The sequence below is a fragment of the Labilibaculum sp. genome, from assembly GCF_963664555.1.
Classification (GTDB): Bacteria; Bacteroidota; Bacteroidia; order Bacteroidales; family Marinifilaceae; genus Labilibaculum.
The window spans coordinates 1335629-1351676 of the sequence record NZ_OY761461.1 but is presented as its reverse complement, the minus strand read 5'-3'; the positions used below and the strand labels follow the sequence as shown (position 1 = coordinate 1351676).

General features: G+C 36.8%; 16 protein-coding genes. 10 read left to right on the top strand and 6 right to left on the bottom strand.

Annotated features, from left to right (window positions below; all coding sequences use genetic code 11):
- Positions 1–96: 96 nt before the first annotated feature.
- Together gldG and gldF are read right to left on the bottom strand one after the other, a co-directional pair.
- Entirely contained in the window at positions 97–1809 is a 1713-nt protein-coding gene (gldG, locus tag ACKU4N_RS05500) for a gliding motility-associated ABC transporter substrate-binding protein GldG (RefSeq protein ID WP_321321366.1), read from the bottom strand.
- Between the two features lie 12 nt (positions 1810–1821).
- Positions 1822–2553, bottom strand: coding sequence for a gliding motility-associated ABC transporter permease subunit GldF (gene gldF / locus ACKU4N_RS05495; protein ID WP_321321364.1), 732 nt, complete (start codon positions 2551–2553; stop codon positions 1822–1824).
- A 196-nt stretch (positions 2554–2749) separates the two neighbouring features.
- Between gldF and ACKU4N_RS05490 the strand changes: the two genes are divergently transcribed.
- Both ACKU4N_RS05490 and ACKU4N_RS05485 read left to right on the top strand, forming a co-directional pair.
- Positions 2750–3859, top strand: coding sequence for an acyloxyacyl hydrolase (locus tag ACKU4N_RS05490; RefSeq protein ID WP_321321362.1), 1110 nt, complete (start codon positions 2750–2752; stop codon positions 3857–3859).
- Entirely contained in the window at positions 3849–4592 is a 744-nt protein-coding gene (locus ACKU4N_RS05485; protein ID WP_321321360.1) for a GIN domain-containing protein, read from the top strand. The genes ACKU4N_RS05490 and ACKU4N_RS05485 overlap by 11 nt, the downstream gene beginning before the upstream one ends.
- A 23-nt stretch (positions 4593–4615) precedes the next feature.
- Here the strand turns inward: ACKU4N_RS05485 and lpxB are convergent, their stop codons facing one another.
- From lpxB to surE, 3 genes are all read right to left on the bottom strand, one after another.
- Entirely contained in the window at positions 4616–5743 is a 1128-nt protein-coding gene (lpxB, locus tag ACKU4N_RS05480; RefSeq protein ID WP_321321358.1) for a lipid-A-disaccharide synthase, read from the bottom strand.
- Between the two features lie 95 nt (positions 5744–5838).
- Positions 5839–6138 (bottom strand): hypothetical protein, encoded by a 300-nt coding sequence (locus ACKU4N_RS05475; RefSeq protein ID WP_321321356.1) that lies wholly within the window; start codon positions 6136–6138, stop codon positions 5839–5841.
- On the bottom strand, positions 6128–6904 hold the full coding sequence (gene surE / locus ACKU4N_RS05470) for a 5'/3'-nucleotidase SurE (protein ID WP_321321354.1): 777 nt from the start codon (positions 6902–6904) through the stop codon (positions 6128–6130). Before surE ends, ACKU4N_RS05475 begins: the two co-directional genes overlap by 11 nt.
- 365 nt (positions 6905–7269) lie before the next feature.
- Between surE and pheT the strand changes: the two genes are divergently transcribed.
- The 8 genes from pheT to ACKU4N_RS05430 all read left to right on the top strand — a co-directional run bounded on the left by pheT (position 7270) and on the right by ACKU4N_RS05430 (position 14673).
- Complete coding sequence (gene pheT, locus ACKU4N_RS05465) at positions 7270–9720, top strand: phenylalanine--tRNA ligase subunit beta (RefSeq protein WP_321321352.1); 2451 nt, start codon at positions 7270–7272, stop codon at positions 9718–9720.
- A gap of 269 nt (positions 9721–9989) precedes the next feature.
- Positions 9990–10535: a DUF4395 domain-containing protein gene (locus ACKU4N_RS05460; RefSeq protein WP_321321350.1), complete on the top strand. Its 546-nt coding sequence runs from the start codon at positions 9990–9992 to the stop codon at positions 10533–10535.
- A gap of 699 nt (positions 10536–11234) precedes the next feature.
- Positions 11235–11531 carry an ArsR/SmtB family transcription factor gene (locus tag ACKU4N_RS05455; RefSeq protein ID WP_124992081.1) on the top strand — a complete coding sequence of 99 codons (297 nt, stop codon included), beginning with the start codon at positions 11235–11237 and terminating at the stop codon, positions 11529–11531.
- A gap of 93 nt (positions 11532–11624) precedes the next feature.
- Positions 11625–11861: a thioredoxin family protein gene (locus tag ACKU4N_RS05450; protein WP_321321348.1), complete on the top strand. Its 237-nt coding sequence runs from the start codon at positions 11625–11627 to the stop codon at positions 11859–11861.
- Between the two features lie 11 nt (positions 11862–11872).
- The gene (locus tag ACKU4N_RS05445) at positions 11873–12340 is read left to right on the top strand and encodes a nitrophenyl compound nitroreductase subunit ArsF family protein (RefSeq protein ID WP_321321346.1); all 468 of its coding nucleotides are present in this window, start codon (positions 11873–11875) and stop codon (positions 12338–12340) included.
- Between the two features lie 109 nt (positions 12341–12449).
- Entirely contained in the window at positions 12450–13154 is a 705-nt protein-coding gene (locus tag ACKU4N_RS05440; RefSeq protein ID WP_321321343.1) for an aromatic aminobenezylarsenical efflux permease ArsG family transporter, read from the top strand.
- A gap of 15 nt (positions 13155–13169) precedes the next feature.
- The gene (locus ACKU4N_RS05435) at positions 13170–14207 is read left to right on the top strand and encodes a permease (protein WP_321321341.1); all 1038 of its coding nucleotides are present in this window, start codon (positions 13170–13172) and stop codon (positions 14205–14207) included.
- Between the two features lie 43 nt (positions 14208–14250).
- Positions 14251–14673 (top strand): thiol-disulfide oxidoreductase DCC family protein, encoded by a 423-nt coding sequence (locus tag ACKU4N_RS05430; protein WP_124992086.1) that lies wholly within the window; start codon positions 14251–14253, stop codon positions 14671–14673.
- Positions 14674–14746: 73 nt separating this feature from the next.
- Here the strand turns inward: ACKU4N_RS05430 and ACKU4N_RS05425 are convergent, their stop codons facing one another.
- Positions 14747–15841, bottom strand: coding sequence for a 6-phosphofructokinase (locus ACKU4N_RS05425; RefSeq protein ID WP_321321338.1), 1095 nt, complete (start codon positions 15839–15841; stop codon positions 14747–14749).
- Positions 15842–16048 lie beyond the last annotated feature (207 nt).

Here is a 16048-nt window from a genome sequence, read left to right as displayed (position 1 = left end):
ACACATTATTCATCACAATAAAAATCATAAAAATAAAACTCAGAATGAAAGAAGACCTTCTTAAACTTTATTTTAGAGGCGACAAAAATAGTATTTCTAAACAATATTTGAATCACCCGATGATGCAAATTTTCGTTTTCTGACATAGAAACGAACAAGCCCAAAAACAAGAAGTAGAATTAGAGGTAGTAACACATTCACAAGCTGCCAAAACAATCTTTCCGATCTAATTTTGGTTTTGTTCAGCATTCTTAATTTCACTTCCCTTGACCGTAATTGCATCCATCCGTTATCATCACACAAATAATCAACACAGTTAAGTAAAAAATTTCTATTGCCATATGTTGACTTACTATATCTGTCGTATCCCAAAGCTTCAATCTGGCGATTATTTCCCACTCCTCTTACCCTGTTCTTAATTACATCACCATCCGATATTACAATCATTTTAGTTGGAACACTTTCCGGTTTAAAATCATTTTTATTGATTCCGTTCCAGATTCTATTCTGAAAAACAGATGGAAATATCCCCTCTAATAAAACAGCAATATTTTTTGATCCGGCAGGAAAGTCGGATGCCTCCATTTTTTGATTTACAATATTCAGGCTAATTGGTTTGGGAACTTTTTCAAGCCTTGTATACTCCGAGCTAGCCAATAAAACCTGCTTTTTTATTTGTTTATTATCACCAACAAAATCAATCGAATTTGCAAACTCAGCTTTTATCACATTTAATTTTCGTGTGATTGGATGAGAATCGGGAGCAACTAAAAGTGGCGAATAATACCAAGGTGCCGGCGTAAATTTGGCCGGCTGACCAGGTAAAGCTGTTTGCACAGGAATCAGCTGACTCTGAACATCCATTACCAAATCAGGATTAATTCTCACACCATATCTAAACAATTGGTCTTCCATATTTAATGGCTGAAAAAAGGCCATTGTACTCTCCTTTGTCACCAAACTATCCATCGAAGCAATCACCTCATCAACCAACCACATCACGCGTCCGCCATTCATCACGTACTGATCGATCTGATATTTATCTTCTTCGGAAAACTCCTGGCGCGGTTGTGCAATTACCAAAGCAGAATATTGATTTTTTTGAGTATTCAAAGCCTGAGCATGAATTCTTTTCACTTCGTAACGCTGCAGAAGAGAAGCAGTAAAATCAGCCACTTCATACTCTCCCAATTCACCATGGCCGGTAAGAAATGCTATTTCTTTTGGCATATTATTCTGCAGCATTCGAATGGCCGAGGTCAGTTCGAACTCCAACTCCTCAATGGAATGATTTAAATTTTGGTCTGAAGATAAACCAGCCACACTTTTTAACAAATGAACACTAGTCTCCTTCTCTCTGTCATGAACAATAATTCCAGGAACCACCAACTTCTGATTTAAGCTGCCGTCAGTGGTTTTCTCCTGCAGATTAATTGGCTTCAAGCCTCTACTCACCAATTGATCAAGAAATTCTTTTCGTTTTTTCGGATTAGAAACATCATTAGGATTGATCAAAGAATACGATATATTAACATTGGAGTAAGACGAAAACTCATCAATCATTTCCAGGCAGGCCTTTTGAAGTTTTGTGAATCCATAAGGTAAATCTCCAGAAAGGTACACTTCAAAATATAAGTCTTTCTCTAAATGAGACACTAATTCCTTGGTATTATCCGATAAAGAATATCGTTTTTCGGAAGTCAAATCCCAACGAAAAAAATAAACTTGTAAAACTTGAATAACAATCACTATAACCAATACCGATATCAGCAGTTGAAAAAGGTCTTTTAATTTTCTATTTCGTACCATACCTAAATCCATTTACCATTTTCTACTCTTAAGAACTGTCCGTGTCAGCAAAAGAAAAGCCATTATAACTCCAATAAAATACAGCAAGTCCCGGGAATCAACAATTCCTCTTGAAATGGATTTATAATGCTCATTGATTCCCATGGAAGCAATCACATTCTGCAAATACTGCATACTGCTGATCTCCCCTAAATAATCGAAACCAATGTAAAACACAAAACAAAACACCAATGCCAATAAAAAAGCTACAATCTGATTATCTGTTAAAGAGCTTGCAAATACACCTATCGAAACATAAACTCCTGCCAATAAGAACAGGCCAATAAAAGATCCCCAAAATGCTCCGGAATCAATACTCCCCACCGGACTGCCCAAATAATAAACAGAGCAATAATAAACCAGACTGAACAGTAAAGAAAATGTGACAACAGTAAGTCCTGCAAAATACTTTGCCAATACAATTCCCATATCAGATATTGGTCGAGTCATTAAAAGTTCAATTGTTCCCTGCTTTTTCTCCTCTGCAAATAGCCGCATGCATACTGCCGGTATCAAAAACAAATAAATCCAGGGAGCCATTTCAAAAAGAACATCTAAATTCGCATATCCTGAATCCAAAGGATTTGAATTGCCCGGAAAAACCCAAACAAATAATCCTGTTGCAATTAAAAATATGGAAAGAATTAAATACCCGGAAATTGAACTGAAAAAAGTCCTGATTTCTTTGCTAAGCAGTGGCAACATATATTTACGTTCTGGTTAAAAATTCTTATTCTACAAATTTGCAAAATTATTCCAGTTGAAAAAACTCTTTGCGAAATCAATTTAACTTACATAAATTTGATCCGTGATTACAAAATTCAATTGAAAACGATACTTTTTCGGATAAATTCTAAGTTAACATTTTAACAATGAGCTTTGATGAAATCAATACCATAAAATGAAAAACTACTTTCTCCTTTTTATATTTTTTCTTTTCTGTAAAACTGCATTTACCCAGAAAAAAAACAACAAGGACATATTCACAACTACTATTCAATATCATTACGGCGTGGTTATGCCTCATCATAAATCCATCAGCTATTTAATAAATGATCAAATTTCTGCCGTAGAATTAAATATGGGTTACATACCATCAAATGAAAAGAACTGGGCTAAGTTGTACAAACAACCTGAAGTTGGCCTTGGATTGTATCATGGCAGTTTGGGTAACGATAAGGTATTGGGAAATGTAACCGCTATTTTTCCATACATAAACTTCCCCCTATCGCGAGGTAATAAATGGGAAATGAACACACAATTAGGAATTGGACTTGGTTATACAAAAAAACACTTCGATCCGGTTAAAAACTACACAAACCTGGCCATCGGCACCAAATTCAATGCTTTTTTTAAATTAGTTGCTCAGGGAAGCTATTCAATCAATTCTAAATGGGGAATTAATGCGGGACTTGGATTCAATCACATTTCAAATGGTGCAATTAGTGCTCCCAACAAGGGACTAAATATTTTAACAAGTAATTTTGGGGTAAAGTACTATTGGAATGAAAAAAGCCGAAAATCATTCACCCCGGCAGTAATAGAAGAGAAATTGCCCAATGAATTTGTATTGATTTGGGGCAATGGAATTAAGCAGGCTTCGGAGAAAGATCATCATAAATATTACACATCCAGCTTAACAGGGAATTATTCTTTCGGAATTAATGCAAAACAAAAAATAGGCTTTGGAATTGATTTATTTTACAATAAAGCAGCCAACAGAGGAAAATGGGATTTTGAACCTGAGACGGACTTTGAAAATCGTTTTAGTCAAGCAATTTTTATTTCTCATGATCTTGTTATAGAGAAATTTAGTATCATTGCCAACATCGGCGTTTACACCTATTATAAAACTGAACCTGAGAAACCTATTTATACGCGACTTGGCATTCGTTACATACTCAATAAGCATTTAATAACCAGTTTGAGCTTAAAAGCACATATGGGAAAAGCCGATTATATAGAATGGGGAATCGGGTATCGAATCAAAAAAGACAAAAGTGAAAAATAAAATTTACGTATTCGTTTTATTACTTCTCACACTAACATCTTGTGAAACCCTAAATCCCTTTGAGGATGAAGGAGAGTACATGGTAAAAAGGATTGATCTGCCTGAGATTTCCAGTATTAAAAATCTCAACACATTCAAAATAACATTAGTGAAAGATGAAGAAGAATTTCTTCTGTTAAAAGGTGGTAAGAACATTATTTCAAAAGCGTCTGTTGTTATAAACGATCAAAACCTTACTATTGATCATTCTCATAAAAACAATCTTAAAATTTTTGATTTAATCGAAGCTGAAATTCATTTAAAAGAATTCAAACTAATTACAGCAGATGCTCCGGCTTCTTTTTCCAGCGAAGGAGTATTAAGTGGAAATCGATTGGATATCGACATCACTTCAAAAAGTGAATTGATAGAAATGAAGCTGGATTTAAAGTATGATTTCCTCGATTTTCATTCTTTTGGAACGGCAGCAGGAGGATATGAATTTAAAGGCATTTGCCCAACTTCAAATTATGTATTGAACGGCATTATCAGCATTAAAGCTTCTGAGTTACAAAGCAAAAAAGTAAATCTGGCACAAAATGGAATTGGCGAAGCGCATGTTTGGGCCGAAAACGAACTAAACGTGACCATTTACAGCAGTGGAGACATGTATTACAAAGGAAATCCTGCTGTTACAATCAGTCGGATACAAGTTAACAACCAAAGTCCAACTGCTAAGGTATTGCCGGAATAGCATGCTACAATTTGTCAGCTTTTCTACCGCTGCAGATCTTCGTAAATCATTTTAGCAAAACGTGCTGATGCTCCTGCGCCACCTAATTTTTCGTTTAACAGCTGATAATTGTAAAGCATCTGAATACGATACTCTTTATCGAAAAGAATTTTATTTAATTCCTGGGTAATCATCTCTTTATTGCAAGTATGCTGAATCAGCTCTTTTACAATTAAGCGGTCCATAATTAAATTCACGAGAGAAATGTACTTCACCTTCAAGAATCGCTTCCCGATTGCAAACAACAGTTTTCCCCCTCCGGTAAGATAACAAACTACCTGCGGGATACGAAGCAATGCCGTTTCCAAAGTTGCCGTTCCCGAAGTAACAACAGCTGCCTGCGCCTGCTGCAACAAATCGTAGGTTTGTCCATAAACGAATTGTACATTTTGATCTCCTGTTACAGAAGCATAAAATTCTGCATCAATTGATGGAGCTGCTGCAACTACAAACTGATGATCAGGAAAAGAATCTACACATTTTAACATTACTGGCAACAACCGTTCAATTTCCTGCTTGCGGGATCCTGCAAGTAAAGCAATAATCGGCTTCTCGCTCAGTTTGTTTCTTTTAATAAAATCGGGAAAACCTTCCCCTTTATTCGGTCGGTTCTCAAGAGCATCCAACAGTGGATTTCCACCAAAACTCACCTCAAAATTGTGTTTCTGATAAAATTCTGTTTCGAAAGGAAAAATGGTAAACATCCGGTCAACATAGGCTTTAATCTTCTTCACCCGGGATTCTTTCCAAGCCCAGATTTTAGGCGAAATGTAGTAATGAACACGAATCCCATGCTTTTTGGCAAATTTTGCCATACGCAGATTAAAACCTGGGTAATCAACCAAAATCAAAACATCAGGCTGAAATTCCAACAAATCTTTTTCACAAAGAGAAAAATTGGCTTTTATCTTGCCTAAATTCCTCACCACAGTCAAAAAACCCATAAAAGCGGTTTCCCGATAATGCTTTACCAGTTCACCTCCCTGTGCGAGCATTAAATCACCTCCCCAAAATCGAAATTCAGCTTTAGGATCCTGAATTTTCAATTCTTTCATTAAGTTCGATGCGTGGAGATCTCCTGACGCTTCCCCTGTGATGATATAGTATTTCATTTTATAATTAGATTTGAGAGGTGAGTTTTGGGAAATGAGATAATTTACACATGACTTTCTCATATCTCATGTCTATTATCTTATATCTATATAAATTACATTCCAAACCGAAAAACCATAATCGCCAAAGAATATAATATTGTTGCCAACAACACTCCTCTGGCAGCCTTCAACAAATCTGTTTTTATAAAAAGGAAAAAGAAAACAATATTTCCAAAATACACTCCAAGTGCCAATACCTTAGTATAAATTTTATGAACCAATAAGCTGTCGATAAATGTTTCTAAGCTCATCTCGGATTGGAATCTGACAGAAAAAACAAGAAAAATAGACAGAATAGGAACCAAAATCCCAACAATCAATCCAATAGTGGTTGAATTAATCCTAGACTTCATAATTCCATTTTTTTAAATCCTCTAATAAAGCATGTGCTGTCATGTCAATTTGAGTAGGAACCACAGACGCAAATCCATTTTTAATGGCCCACTCGTCGGTTTCCTCATTATGAGGTTCTGCATTTTTAAAATGTCCGGTCAACCAGTAATAGTCTCCTCCAAAAGGATCCTGTCTATGATCAAATTCTTCATTCCACCTGCCGACAGCCTGGCGGCATACGCGAATGCCTTTGATCTCATCTTTAGGGAAATTCACATTCAAACAAACACCGGATGCTAATCCATTCTGCAGCAGGTTTGCAAATATTTTACGCCCGTACTTAACAGATTGAGTAAAATCAGCATCAGCATCAAATACATTCAAGGAAAAACCAATAGACGGAATGCCATTTATGCAACCTTCAATAGCAGCACCCATAGTGCCGGAATATAAAACACTTACTGATGTATTTGCACCATGATTAATCCCGGAAACCAAAAAATCAGGTTTTCTTGGCAAAATCTTATTCAATGCAAGCTTAACACAATCAACAGGAGTTCCTTTACAACTATAAATATGAAGGTTCTCCTCATCCCGAACTTTTTTAATTCGAATAGGAATCTCAACGGTGATGGAATTCGATTTACCGGAATTTGTCCGATTTGGCGCTACCACATAAATATCGCCAAAATCTTTAACCATAGCCACCAAAGCCTTTATTCCTTTGGCATTAAGACCATCGTCATTCGTTACAAGTATGATTGGTTTCACTTTCAGTTCGCTCATATATTTATTTTGATAATTCTACAAATATATTCGAATTCGGGGCAATAATCAATTTCCTGGAACGATAAATCCATTTAACCACAGAGAAACGGAGAAGGCACTGAGGAAAAACTCCGTAAACCTCGATGTGCTTACCGGTTAATTTTCTGATGGATTCAGACTCCTTTTTTCTTAGTGCTGCCTGGTGCTGTACTTTCTGTCTCTTTGCGGTTAATTCATTTTCTAAAAGCTTGCCAATTTTAAGCATCTATCCTACTTGTTACTTGGAGGTAAAATTTCTACTTTTGTAAGCTTGTAGAATAAGGTGAAGCAAATACATCACTTTATCCATAAATTTGAATACTATCTGATAAAATACACATACAATGAAGGTATCGTACAAATGGCTTAAAGATTACATTGATATTGATCTTACGCCTGCTGAAATGGATGACATTCTAACTCAAATTGGTTTGGAAGTTGGTGGAATCGAAAAAATTCAATCCATTAAAGGTGGTTTGGAAGGTTTGGTTATTGGTGAAGTGAAAACCTGTATTCCCCATCCAAATTCGGATCATTTGAGCATAACAAGTGTTGATGTGAATGGCGAAGAATTATTACCAATTGTTTGTGGTGCTGCTAATGTAGCCGCAGGACAAAAAGTAGTAGTAGCTACCGTTGGAACTGTTTTGTATGATGGAGACGAAAGCTTTACCATTAAAAAATCGAAGATCAGGGGCGAAGTTTCCTTGGGTATGATTTGTGCCGAAGACGAAATTGGTGTTGGTACTGGTCACGAAGGAATTATGGTTCTTCCTGCCGAAGCTGTAGTTGGAACTGCTGCTGCAACCTATTTCAATGTGGAAGACGATATTGCCATTGAAATTGACCTGACTCCTAACCGTATTGATGGTGCATCGCACATTGGTGTAGCCAGAGATTTGGCCGCTTATTTAAAACAACAAAAAGAAATCGAATATAAAATGCCTTCGGTTGAAGCTTTTACTGTTGAAAACAACAATACTCCAATTGAGGTTGTTGTTGAAAACCAAAAAGCCTGTCACCGTTACTCTGGTGTTTGTGTGAGTGGTATCACCATAGCTGAATCGCCGGAATGGCTGCAGAACCGCTTGAAAGCAATTGGCTTAAAACCAATCAATAACGTGGTGGACATCACCAATTTCGTATTGTTTGAAACAGGTCAGCCATTGCATGCTTTCGATTACTCGAAGATAGCAGGAAATAAAGTAATCGTAAAAACCTTAGCTGGCGGCACTCAATTCACTACTCTTGACGAAACAAAAAGAGAATTGAACGAAAACGACTTAATGATTTGCAACGCTGAAGAGCCAATGTGTATCGCGGGTGTATTCGGAGGATTAAAATCAGGTGTTAGTGCAGCAACGACTTCTGTATTTCTTGAAAGTGCTTATTTCGATTCAGTATCTGTTCGTAAAACGGCTCGTCGTCATGGCTTAAATACCGATGCTTCTTTCCGTTTTGAACGGGGAACCGATCCCAACAATACCATTTATGCTATGAAACGTGCAGCTCTTTTAATTAAAGAGATTGCAGGCGGCAGCATTTCATCTGAAGTGATTGATATTTATCCAAACCCGGTTGCCGATTTTAAAGTTGAGGTAAGCGTTGATCGTATCGAGCGTTTAATCGGCAAAAAAATTGGAAAGGAAACTATCAAAAATATTTTAACTGCTCTTGAAATTGGTATCGAAAAAGAAGATGGTGATGCATTAAACCTTTTGGTGCCTCCATACAGAGTAGATGTAAAACGTGAAGCTGATATTGTAGAAGAAGTACTGCGCATTTATGGTTTCAACAATGTTGAAGTTCCCGGTAAAGTAAATGCATCATTAAGCTACGCTCCAAAACCAGATGAGCACAAGTTAAGAAATACCATTGCTGATCTGTTGTCGTATGCTGGTTTCAACGAGATCATGAACAATTCGCTAACCAAAGCTTCTTACTATGAAGGATTGGAAAGCCTGAAGATTGAAAATACCGTTCGTATTTTCAACCCGCTTAGTTCCGATTTAAATGCCATGCGCCAGAGCCTCCTGTTTGGTGGCCTGGAATGTGTCGCTTACAATATCAACCGCCGAAATTCAGATTTAAAATTCTATGAGTTTGGTAAATCGTACCAGCACTTTAAGAATGAAGAAAACGAAAATCCGGTTGACAATTATTTCGAAAAAGAACACCTAAGTGTTTTTATGTGCGGAAATAAAACAGCGGCAAACTGGAATCTGAAAGAAGAACCTACCAACTTCTTCCATATGAAAGCTTTCACTGAAAATGTGCTGAAACGTTTGGGATTCCAGATCGAAAAATTAAGAATTACCGAAACCGAAAACGACCAGTTTACCGAAGGCTTAAGCTACGGTGTTAAGAAAAAGGTATTGGTAGAAGTTGGAATGGTAAGTGGCAAGATTCTAAAAGCAATGGACATTGATGTTCCTGTTTACTATGCTGATTTCGATTGGGAAACTTTAATTGGAGAAGCTTCTAAAAACAAAGTTGCTTACACCGAGATTCCTAAGTATCCTGCCGTTAAACGCGATTTGGCTTTACTTATCGACAAGGCAACCAGCTTTGCTGAAATTAAGACTATCGCTTTCAATTGTGAAAAGAGCATGCTGAAATCTGTATCTCTGTTTGATATTTATGAAGGCGAAAAACTAGGTGCTGACAAAAAATCATACGCAGTGAGTTTCATTCTTCAGGACACTGAAAAAACATTGGAAGACAAGCAAATTGATAAAATTATGCAGAAACTGATTAAGAGCTACGAAAAACAATTGGGAGCTCAAATCAGATAAGCTGACACCCATATTTATAGAGCCGGTTTCCTTCTGGGGAACCGGTTTTTTTTTGTCCCCAACTCCACGGCCAATCCTAAAATAAAAACATTACAATATAAATATCCTCATAGGACTCACAAGAACCAAACATGGCTCATCTCAAAAAGTTCCCTCCATTGGAAAATAGGAGTATCAAACCCACTTTAACATTTGCTTAACTATTTACATTTAATACCTGTGGGTATTTTTATTATTTTGCAATTCGATTATTCATAAAATACAGGAAGATGTCAATAGTGAGTTTTGGAGAATATATAGAGGGAATCGATTACAAAGTTTTAAACGAGAGAGAAGTTCGGGCAAGTGCAGGTATCCTATTCATAATGGGATTAGTTGCTGTTGTTGCCGGAGTATTTTTTCAAAATTATACGCCAATTCCTTACGTTTCTGGATTTATGATGCTAAGCTTCCTGATAAGCGTGTTTATTAATCCAAAATACGCTCCATCAAATGCTATAGCCCGATTAATCGTGATCAAACAAGAACCAATATACATTGGTGCCGTGCAAAAAAGATTTGCATGGAGTTTAGGATTGGCCATTTCATCGGTCGTATTCTTTTTATCAATTCCTTTGCAAAGCGACCCAACAATTTTTGAATCGGTTTGCATGCTTTGCCTGCTCTGCATGCTTTTAATGTTTGTTGAAACCGCATTTGGTATTTGTGTTGGCTGTCAGCTTTATTTTCTGGCCGTTAAACTAAAATTGATGAAACAACCGGATGTAAAACCGAACTGCATGGGCAATTCCTGCGAAGTGCAAACTGCAGAATAAATACAAATTAAACGACGATAGAAAGCCGGTCTTCTTAAATAGGAAACCGGTTTTTTTATCGTGCGAAATTTACTGGTAACTCTTAATGGAACTACAACATTTAACTGGTAGAACACGTTTATCTATTTCCTGAATATTTTTAAAGTTTTCCTGCGGCGCCGAACAATAAACTTGTGGCGGAACACTATAGACTTGTGCCGGAAAACCTTAAAGTTACGCCGAAACACTTCAAAGTTATGCCGGAAAACCTTAGAATTACGCCGGAACGCTTCAAAGTTGTGGCGGAACACGATAGACTTACGACGGAAAACCTCAGGATTATACCGACAAAACAGAGGCTTGTTTGGAAATTATTCGAATTTAAAAACAGGCAAACATAAATTATTTGCCAAAATTAAAATCCATCCTCCAAACTACCACAATTCCAATATAGTTGGGCTCGCACCACTGAGTTTTCATCATTTCTAAAATGTATTATTAAATGAGACCCAACCTGCAGTCGGCTTGCATTGTTGAAATTCCTGACAAAATAAAATATTTCGCCCCACTGGAGTTTTACTGTATGCTAATCATTTTCTACATATTATAGTACTGTGACAAAAAAAAACAACAGATAAACATTAATTTTTCCCATCAAAATTTTGCTCTTTTAAAATTTCCCTTTACCTTCGTTTCGTAGTTTTACGAAATACGAAACATATGGAAGTAAAAGAGTTCTATTCCACCGATGAAAAACAATTGGCCCGATTTGCCAAAGCCTTGTCGCATCCTGTGCGCATTTATATTTGCGATTTACTTTCGAAACAAACCTGCTGCTACAGCGGCGATTTGGCAGAGGAAGTTCCCATTGCCAGATCAACCCTTTCTCAGCATTTAAAAGAACTAAAAAATGCAGGTTTAATTCAGGGCGAAATTACCCCTCCTAAAATTAAATACTGCCTAAACAAAGAGAATTGGGCAATGGCCCAAAAATTATTTAAAGAATTTTTCAAGTAGTAGATGTGAGATACCAGATATGAGATTTCAGACTCAATCTCCTCTCACACTCTCTTCAAAGCAAATTACTATGAACACAAACAAAACATTATTATGGAAATTAAAGTATTAGGTCCGGGCTGCAAAAAATGCGGTACATTAGCCGAAGCAGCAAAAAAAGCAGTAGAAGAATTAGCAATTGAAGCCAACATCACGAAAGTGGATGATATGGTAAAGATTCTATCTTATGGTGTGATGTCGACTCCTGCCCTTGTTATTAACGAAAAAGTAGTGGTGAGCGGAAAAGTGCCTTCAGTATCTGAAATCAAAGAGTTTATTCAAAACGCATAAACATTTCTCAAATGAAAAATCTAGCACTTTACAGTCTATTGGCAATTGGTATTAGCTTTGCGTCTTGTCAATCGAATACAAAAAAAGAAACTGCAAAAGCAGAAACCAAAGTTGCCTGCACTAATGATTGCAGTAAATGTGAAAAATCTGCAGAAAGTAAATTAACCACGCAAAACGTTGAAAACGCAGGCATCTATTATTTTCATGGCGACAGAAAATGCAAAACCTGCAAAGCTGTAGGCGAAAAAGCAAAGGAGATTGCAGAAAAAATGAATGTAAAATTCTTCGATATTAATCTGGATGAAGAAGGAAATGAAGCTTTGGCTAAAGAATTTCAGGCATCGGGCTCTTCCCTTTTCATTAAGCACAGCAAATCAGGTGAAATTGAAGATTTAACAACTTTTGCATTCCGCACTGCTATTAACGACACCAAAGCTTACGTTGAAAAACTGGAATCTACCTTAAAAGCCGATATGTAATTTCTATTCAATATTGACTTGATTGAAGAAATATTGATGACACACGGCAATATAAATTGTGATGTGATTAAGATATATTGCCGTTTTTATTTTCAGAAACAATTGCAAAATGGAATATTTAGATCAACTTTTATCCCAAAGCAACTTACCTGTTCTTTCAGCATTCCTACTTGGCCTTATGACTGCAATTAGTCCATGTCCTTTGGCCACAAATATTACTGCAACAGCATACATTAGTAAGGATTTAGGGAACAGAAAAAAGATTTTTATAAGTGGACTGATTTACACACTCGGCAGAGCAGTTAGCTACACCGTTTTGGGTATCATTTTGTATTTTGGAGCCAGTAAATTTGACATATCCTCATTTTTCAATACCTATGGTGAGCGGTTATTGGGACCGATTTTAATTTTTGTTGGAATATTTATGCTCGATATAATTTCGATCAATTTTCTAGGAGTTGGAAAACTAACGAATAAAATTAACGGTGAAAAAATTAAAGGAAGCTACTGGGGAGCATTGCTCTTAGGTATTGTTTTTGCACTGGCGTTCTGCCCTTATAGCGGCATTTTGTACTTCGGAATGTTAATTCCTTTAAGCATTTCTCAACCCGATGGATTGTTTCTCCCAATAGTTTATGCCATTGCAACCGGTCTTCCGGTTATAATAATTGCTTATCTGCTTGCTTTCACACTATCGGGTGTAGGCAGTTTTTACAACAAGGTTAAAAGTTTCGAGTATTGGTTTAGAAAAGTGGCTGCTGTCATTTTCATTCTATCCGGTCTTTATTTCACCTATATCTTTTTTATTGCTTAAAGGCTATCAATCACTATGATTAAATCAATACAAATCACAAATAGAAAGCAACTTCTTCTGGCTTTTCTTTTACTTCCCGTATGGTATTTATTGTATGCCAATCTGCAAAATATATCCGATTTTTTAATCGATACCGTTTTTCAGATGCAAAAAGGCACGCACCTTTCAGAAACCTTGCGCTTCTTTATTTTCGAAGTTCCTAAGGTTCTGCTGTTATTGGTACTAATCATTTTTGGTGTAGGTATTATCCGCAGCTATTTCTCACCTGAAAAAACCAGAAACGCTTTGGCTGGAAAATCCACTTTCATGGGAAATATTCTGGCAGCATTGCTTGGTGTCCTGACTCCTTTCTGCTCTTGTTCTGCAATTCCTTTATTTTTAGGATTTGTGGAGGCAGGCGTACCTTTAGGTGTTACTTTTAGTTTCCTGATTGCAGCTCCGATGGTAAATGAAATCGCACTTATTATGCTGGTTGGTTTATTTGGATGGAAAACTGCAATTATCTACACACTAACAGGTTTATTGATCGCGGTTTTTGCCGGCTATCTAATAGGAGTTTTAAAGCTTGAAAAATATATACAAGCCTGGGTTTTTGAAGTAAAAACAGGACAAACAAGTACAGATGAAACCAAAATGAACTTTTCGCATCGTATTAAGGTTGGTTTGGATACAGTTAAAGAAATTGTCGGTAAAATTTGGCTCTACATAGTTATTGGTGTTGCAATTGGCGCGGCGGCGCATGGTTACGTTCCTGAAGATTACATGGCTGCACTAATGGGAAAATCAGCATGGTACTCAGTCCCTTTGTCCATTCTTATCGGCATTCCTATGTATTCAAATGCGGCAGGTATCATTCCTATTGTGAGCGTTTTAATCGAAAAAGGAGCTTCGCTGGGAACCGCACTCGCCTTTATGATGTCGGTAATTGGTTTGTCCTTACCCGAAATTATTATCCTTAAAAAGGTATTAAAAATGCCTTTGATATTGGCATTTGTAGGAATAGTTGCTGCAGGAATTCTTTGTGTCGGATTTATTTTTAATTTTATCTATTAAGGGATGAACAATTTGTCTTGCAAACTGTTTTAGGAATAGTTATATGCAACATATCAAATCAGATCAAAATTATTCAGACCCTATCGTACTTTTCGATGGGGTTTGCAATTTATGTACTACTTCCGTTCGATTTTTACTTGCCTGTAACAGAAAAGAAAATCTTCATTTTGCATCACTTCAGTCTGACTTTGCCAGAGATTTACTGGTTCAATACAAACTTACCAATGAAGAACTTAGCACCATAATCTTCATCGAAAACAAGCAAATTTACACAAAAAGCTCCGCCGTTTTAGAACTAACGAAACACTTAATTTATCCTTGGAGAGCATTGTACTTCTTTAAGTTCGTACCAAGAATAATTACCGATTGGGTATACAATCTAATTTCAAGAAACCGATACAATTGGTTTGGTAAAAAAAACCAATGTATGATTCCAAAACCAAAGTGGAAACATCGGTTTTTCTGAGTAATTAAAACTCTTAAAGCATAAAAAAACCGGAATCCACAAAGGACTCCGGCTAAATATCTTACTGTCAGAATTAGTCTCCAAAACAGATACCAACACCTTTTGCTGTTTTAATCAAATTTGATTTTGGATCAACAAGGTTTTGTTTTCCAATAGCTTCTGGAAGAGGAACTCCAACAACCTCAGGATGACGATATGCCACCATTTGTCCAAATTTTCCCTCTAACACCATCTCGAATGCCTTAACACCAAATTGAGTTGCCAAAACACGATCGTAAGCCAAAGGAATACCACCACGCTGCAAGTGACCCAATACGGTAGTACGAATATCCGCTTCAATGCCAGCAGCTTTCAATTCAACCAACAAACGATCAGCAGCACCACTTAGTTTCAAATTTGGGTTTCCAATTTCAGTACTTTCAGCAGCCAAAGCAGAACCGCCTTTAGGCATAGCTCCTTCAGCAACAACGATAATACCAAAACCTTTTCCCTTTAAGAAACGAGTATCTAATTTTTCCTTTACTTTTTTGATATCGTAAGGAAGCTCAGGAATTAAACAAGCTTCTGCTCCACCGGCAATAGCAGCACTTAAAGCAATCCATCCCGCATCACGACCCATAGCTTCCAAAATAAAAACACGGTTATGAGATGCAGCAGTAGTTTTTAACTTATCAACAGCTTCCGTACAAATCTGCACTGCGGTTTGGTAACCGAAAGTAAAATCGGTTGCCGAAAGGTCGTTATCGATGGTTTTAGGAACCCCAATAATGTTCAATCCTTTTTCGTAAAGAGCTTGTGAAATTTTTTGAGAACCATCACCACCAATACTTATTACTGCATCTATTCCTAAATATTGCAGTTTACGAATCATTTCGTCTGAACGATCGGCAGACCCCCAAGAACCATCTTTATTTTTTACAGGCCAAGCAAATGGACCCCCCTTTGTGGTAGTTCCAATTATTGTACCACCTTGGTAGTGGATTCCTTTTACGGCAGCATCATCTAATATTTTTATCTCAGTTGGTTCTTTCAATATTCCATCGAAAGACTGAATACTTCCTACTACTTCCCAATCTTTTTCCTGTGCTGCACGTTTCACAACGGCGCGAATCACAGCATTCAACCCCGGGCAATCACCACCACCGGTTGCAACTAATACTCTTTTCATAATTGTCAATTTAATATATTTCAATCAATTTGCTTGGCTAGCTCGGCTAAAGTAAAAATATTTTTTCAATCTCGAACAAACAATTTCACAATCAGTGAATTGCAATCGATTTCGGGTCATTTTTTATAATGAATTTGAATTATTAATTTTAAGCTAATCTACAAAGTTAGAAATTAGAAGTCTGTATTAGAAATACATGCACTAAAA

Coding starts and splice junctions, on each gene's coding strand:
- gldG (WP_321321366.1), bottom strand. CDS start 1,809: ATGGTACGAAATAGAAAATTAAAAGACCTTTTTCAACTGCTGATATCG.
- gldF (WP_321321364.1), bottom strand. CDS start 2,553: ATGTTGCCACTGCTTAGCAAAGAAATCAGGACTTTTTTCAGTTCAATT.
- ACKU4N_RS05490 (WP_321321362.1), top strand. CDS start 2,750: ATGAAAAACTACTTTCTCCTTTTTATATTTTTTCTTTTCTGTAAAACT.
- lpxB (WP_321321358.1), bottom strand. CDS start 5,743: ATGAAATACTATATCATCACAGGGGAAGCGTCAGGAGATCTCCACGCA.
- ACKU4N_RS05475 (WP_321321356.1), bottom strand. CDS start 6,138: ATGAAGTCTAGGATTAATTCAACCACTATTGGATTGATTGTTGGGATT.
- surE (WP_321321354.1), bottom strand. CDS start 6,904: ATGAGCGAACTGAAAGTGAAACCAATCATACTTGTAACGAATGACGAT.
- pheT (WP_321321352.1), top strand. CDS start 7,270: ATGAAGGTATCGTACAAATGGCTTAAAGATTACATTGATATTGATCTT.
- ACKU4N_RS05460 (WP_321321350.1), top strand. CDS start 9,990: ATGTCAATAGTGAGTTTTGGAGAATATATAGAGGGAATCGATTACAAA.
- ACKU4N_RS05455 (WP_124992081.1), top strand. CDS start 11,235: ATGGAAGTAAAAGAGTTCTATTCCACCGATGAAAAACAATTGGCCCGA.
- ACKU4N_RS05450 (WP_321321348.1), top strand. CDS start 11,625: ATGGAAATTAAAGTATTAGGTCCGGGCTGCAAAAAATGCGGTACATTA.
- ACKU4N_RS05445 (WP_321321346.1), top strand. CDS start 11,873: ATGAAAAATCTAGCACTTTACAGTCTATTGGCAATTGGTATTAGCTTT.
- ACKU4N_RS05440 (WP_321321343.1), top strand. CDS start 12,450: ATGGAATATTTAGATCAACTTTTATCCCAAAGCAACTTACCTGTTCTT.
- ACKU4N_RS05435 (WP_321321341.1), top strand. CDS start 13,170: ATGATTAAATCAATACAAATCACAAATAGAAAGCAACTTCTTCTGGCT.
- ACKU4N_RS05430 (WP_124992086.1), top strand. CDS start 14,251: ATGCAACATATCAAATCAGATCAAAATTATTCAGACCCTATCGTACTT.
- ACKU4N_RS05425 (WP_321321338.1), bottom strand. CDS start 15,841: ATGAAAAGAGTATTAGTTGCAACCGGTGGTGGTGATTGCCCGGGGTTG.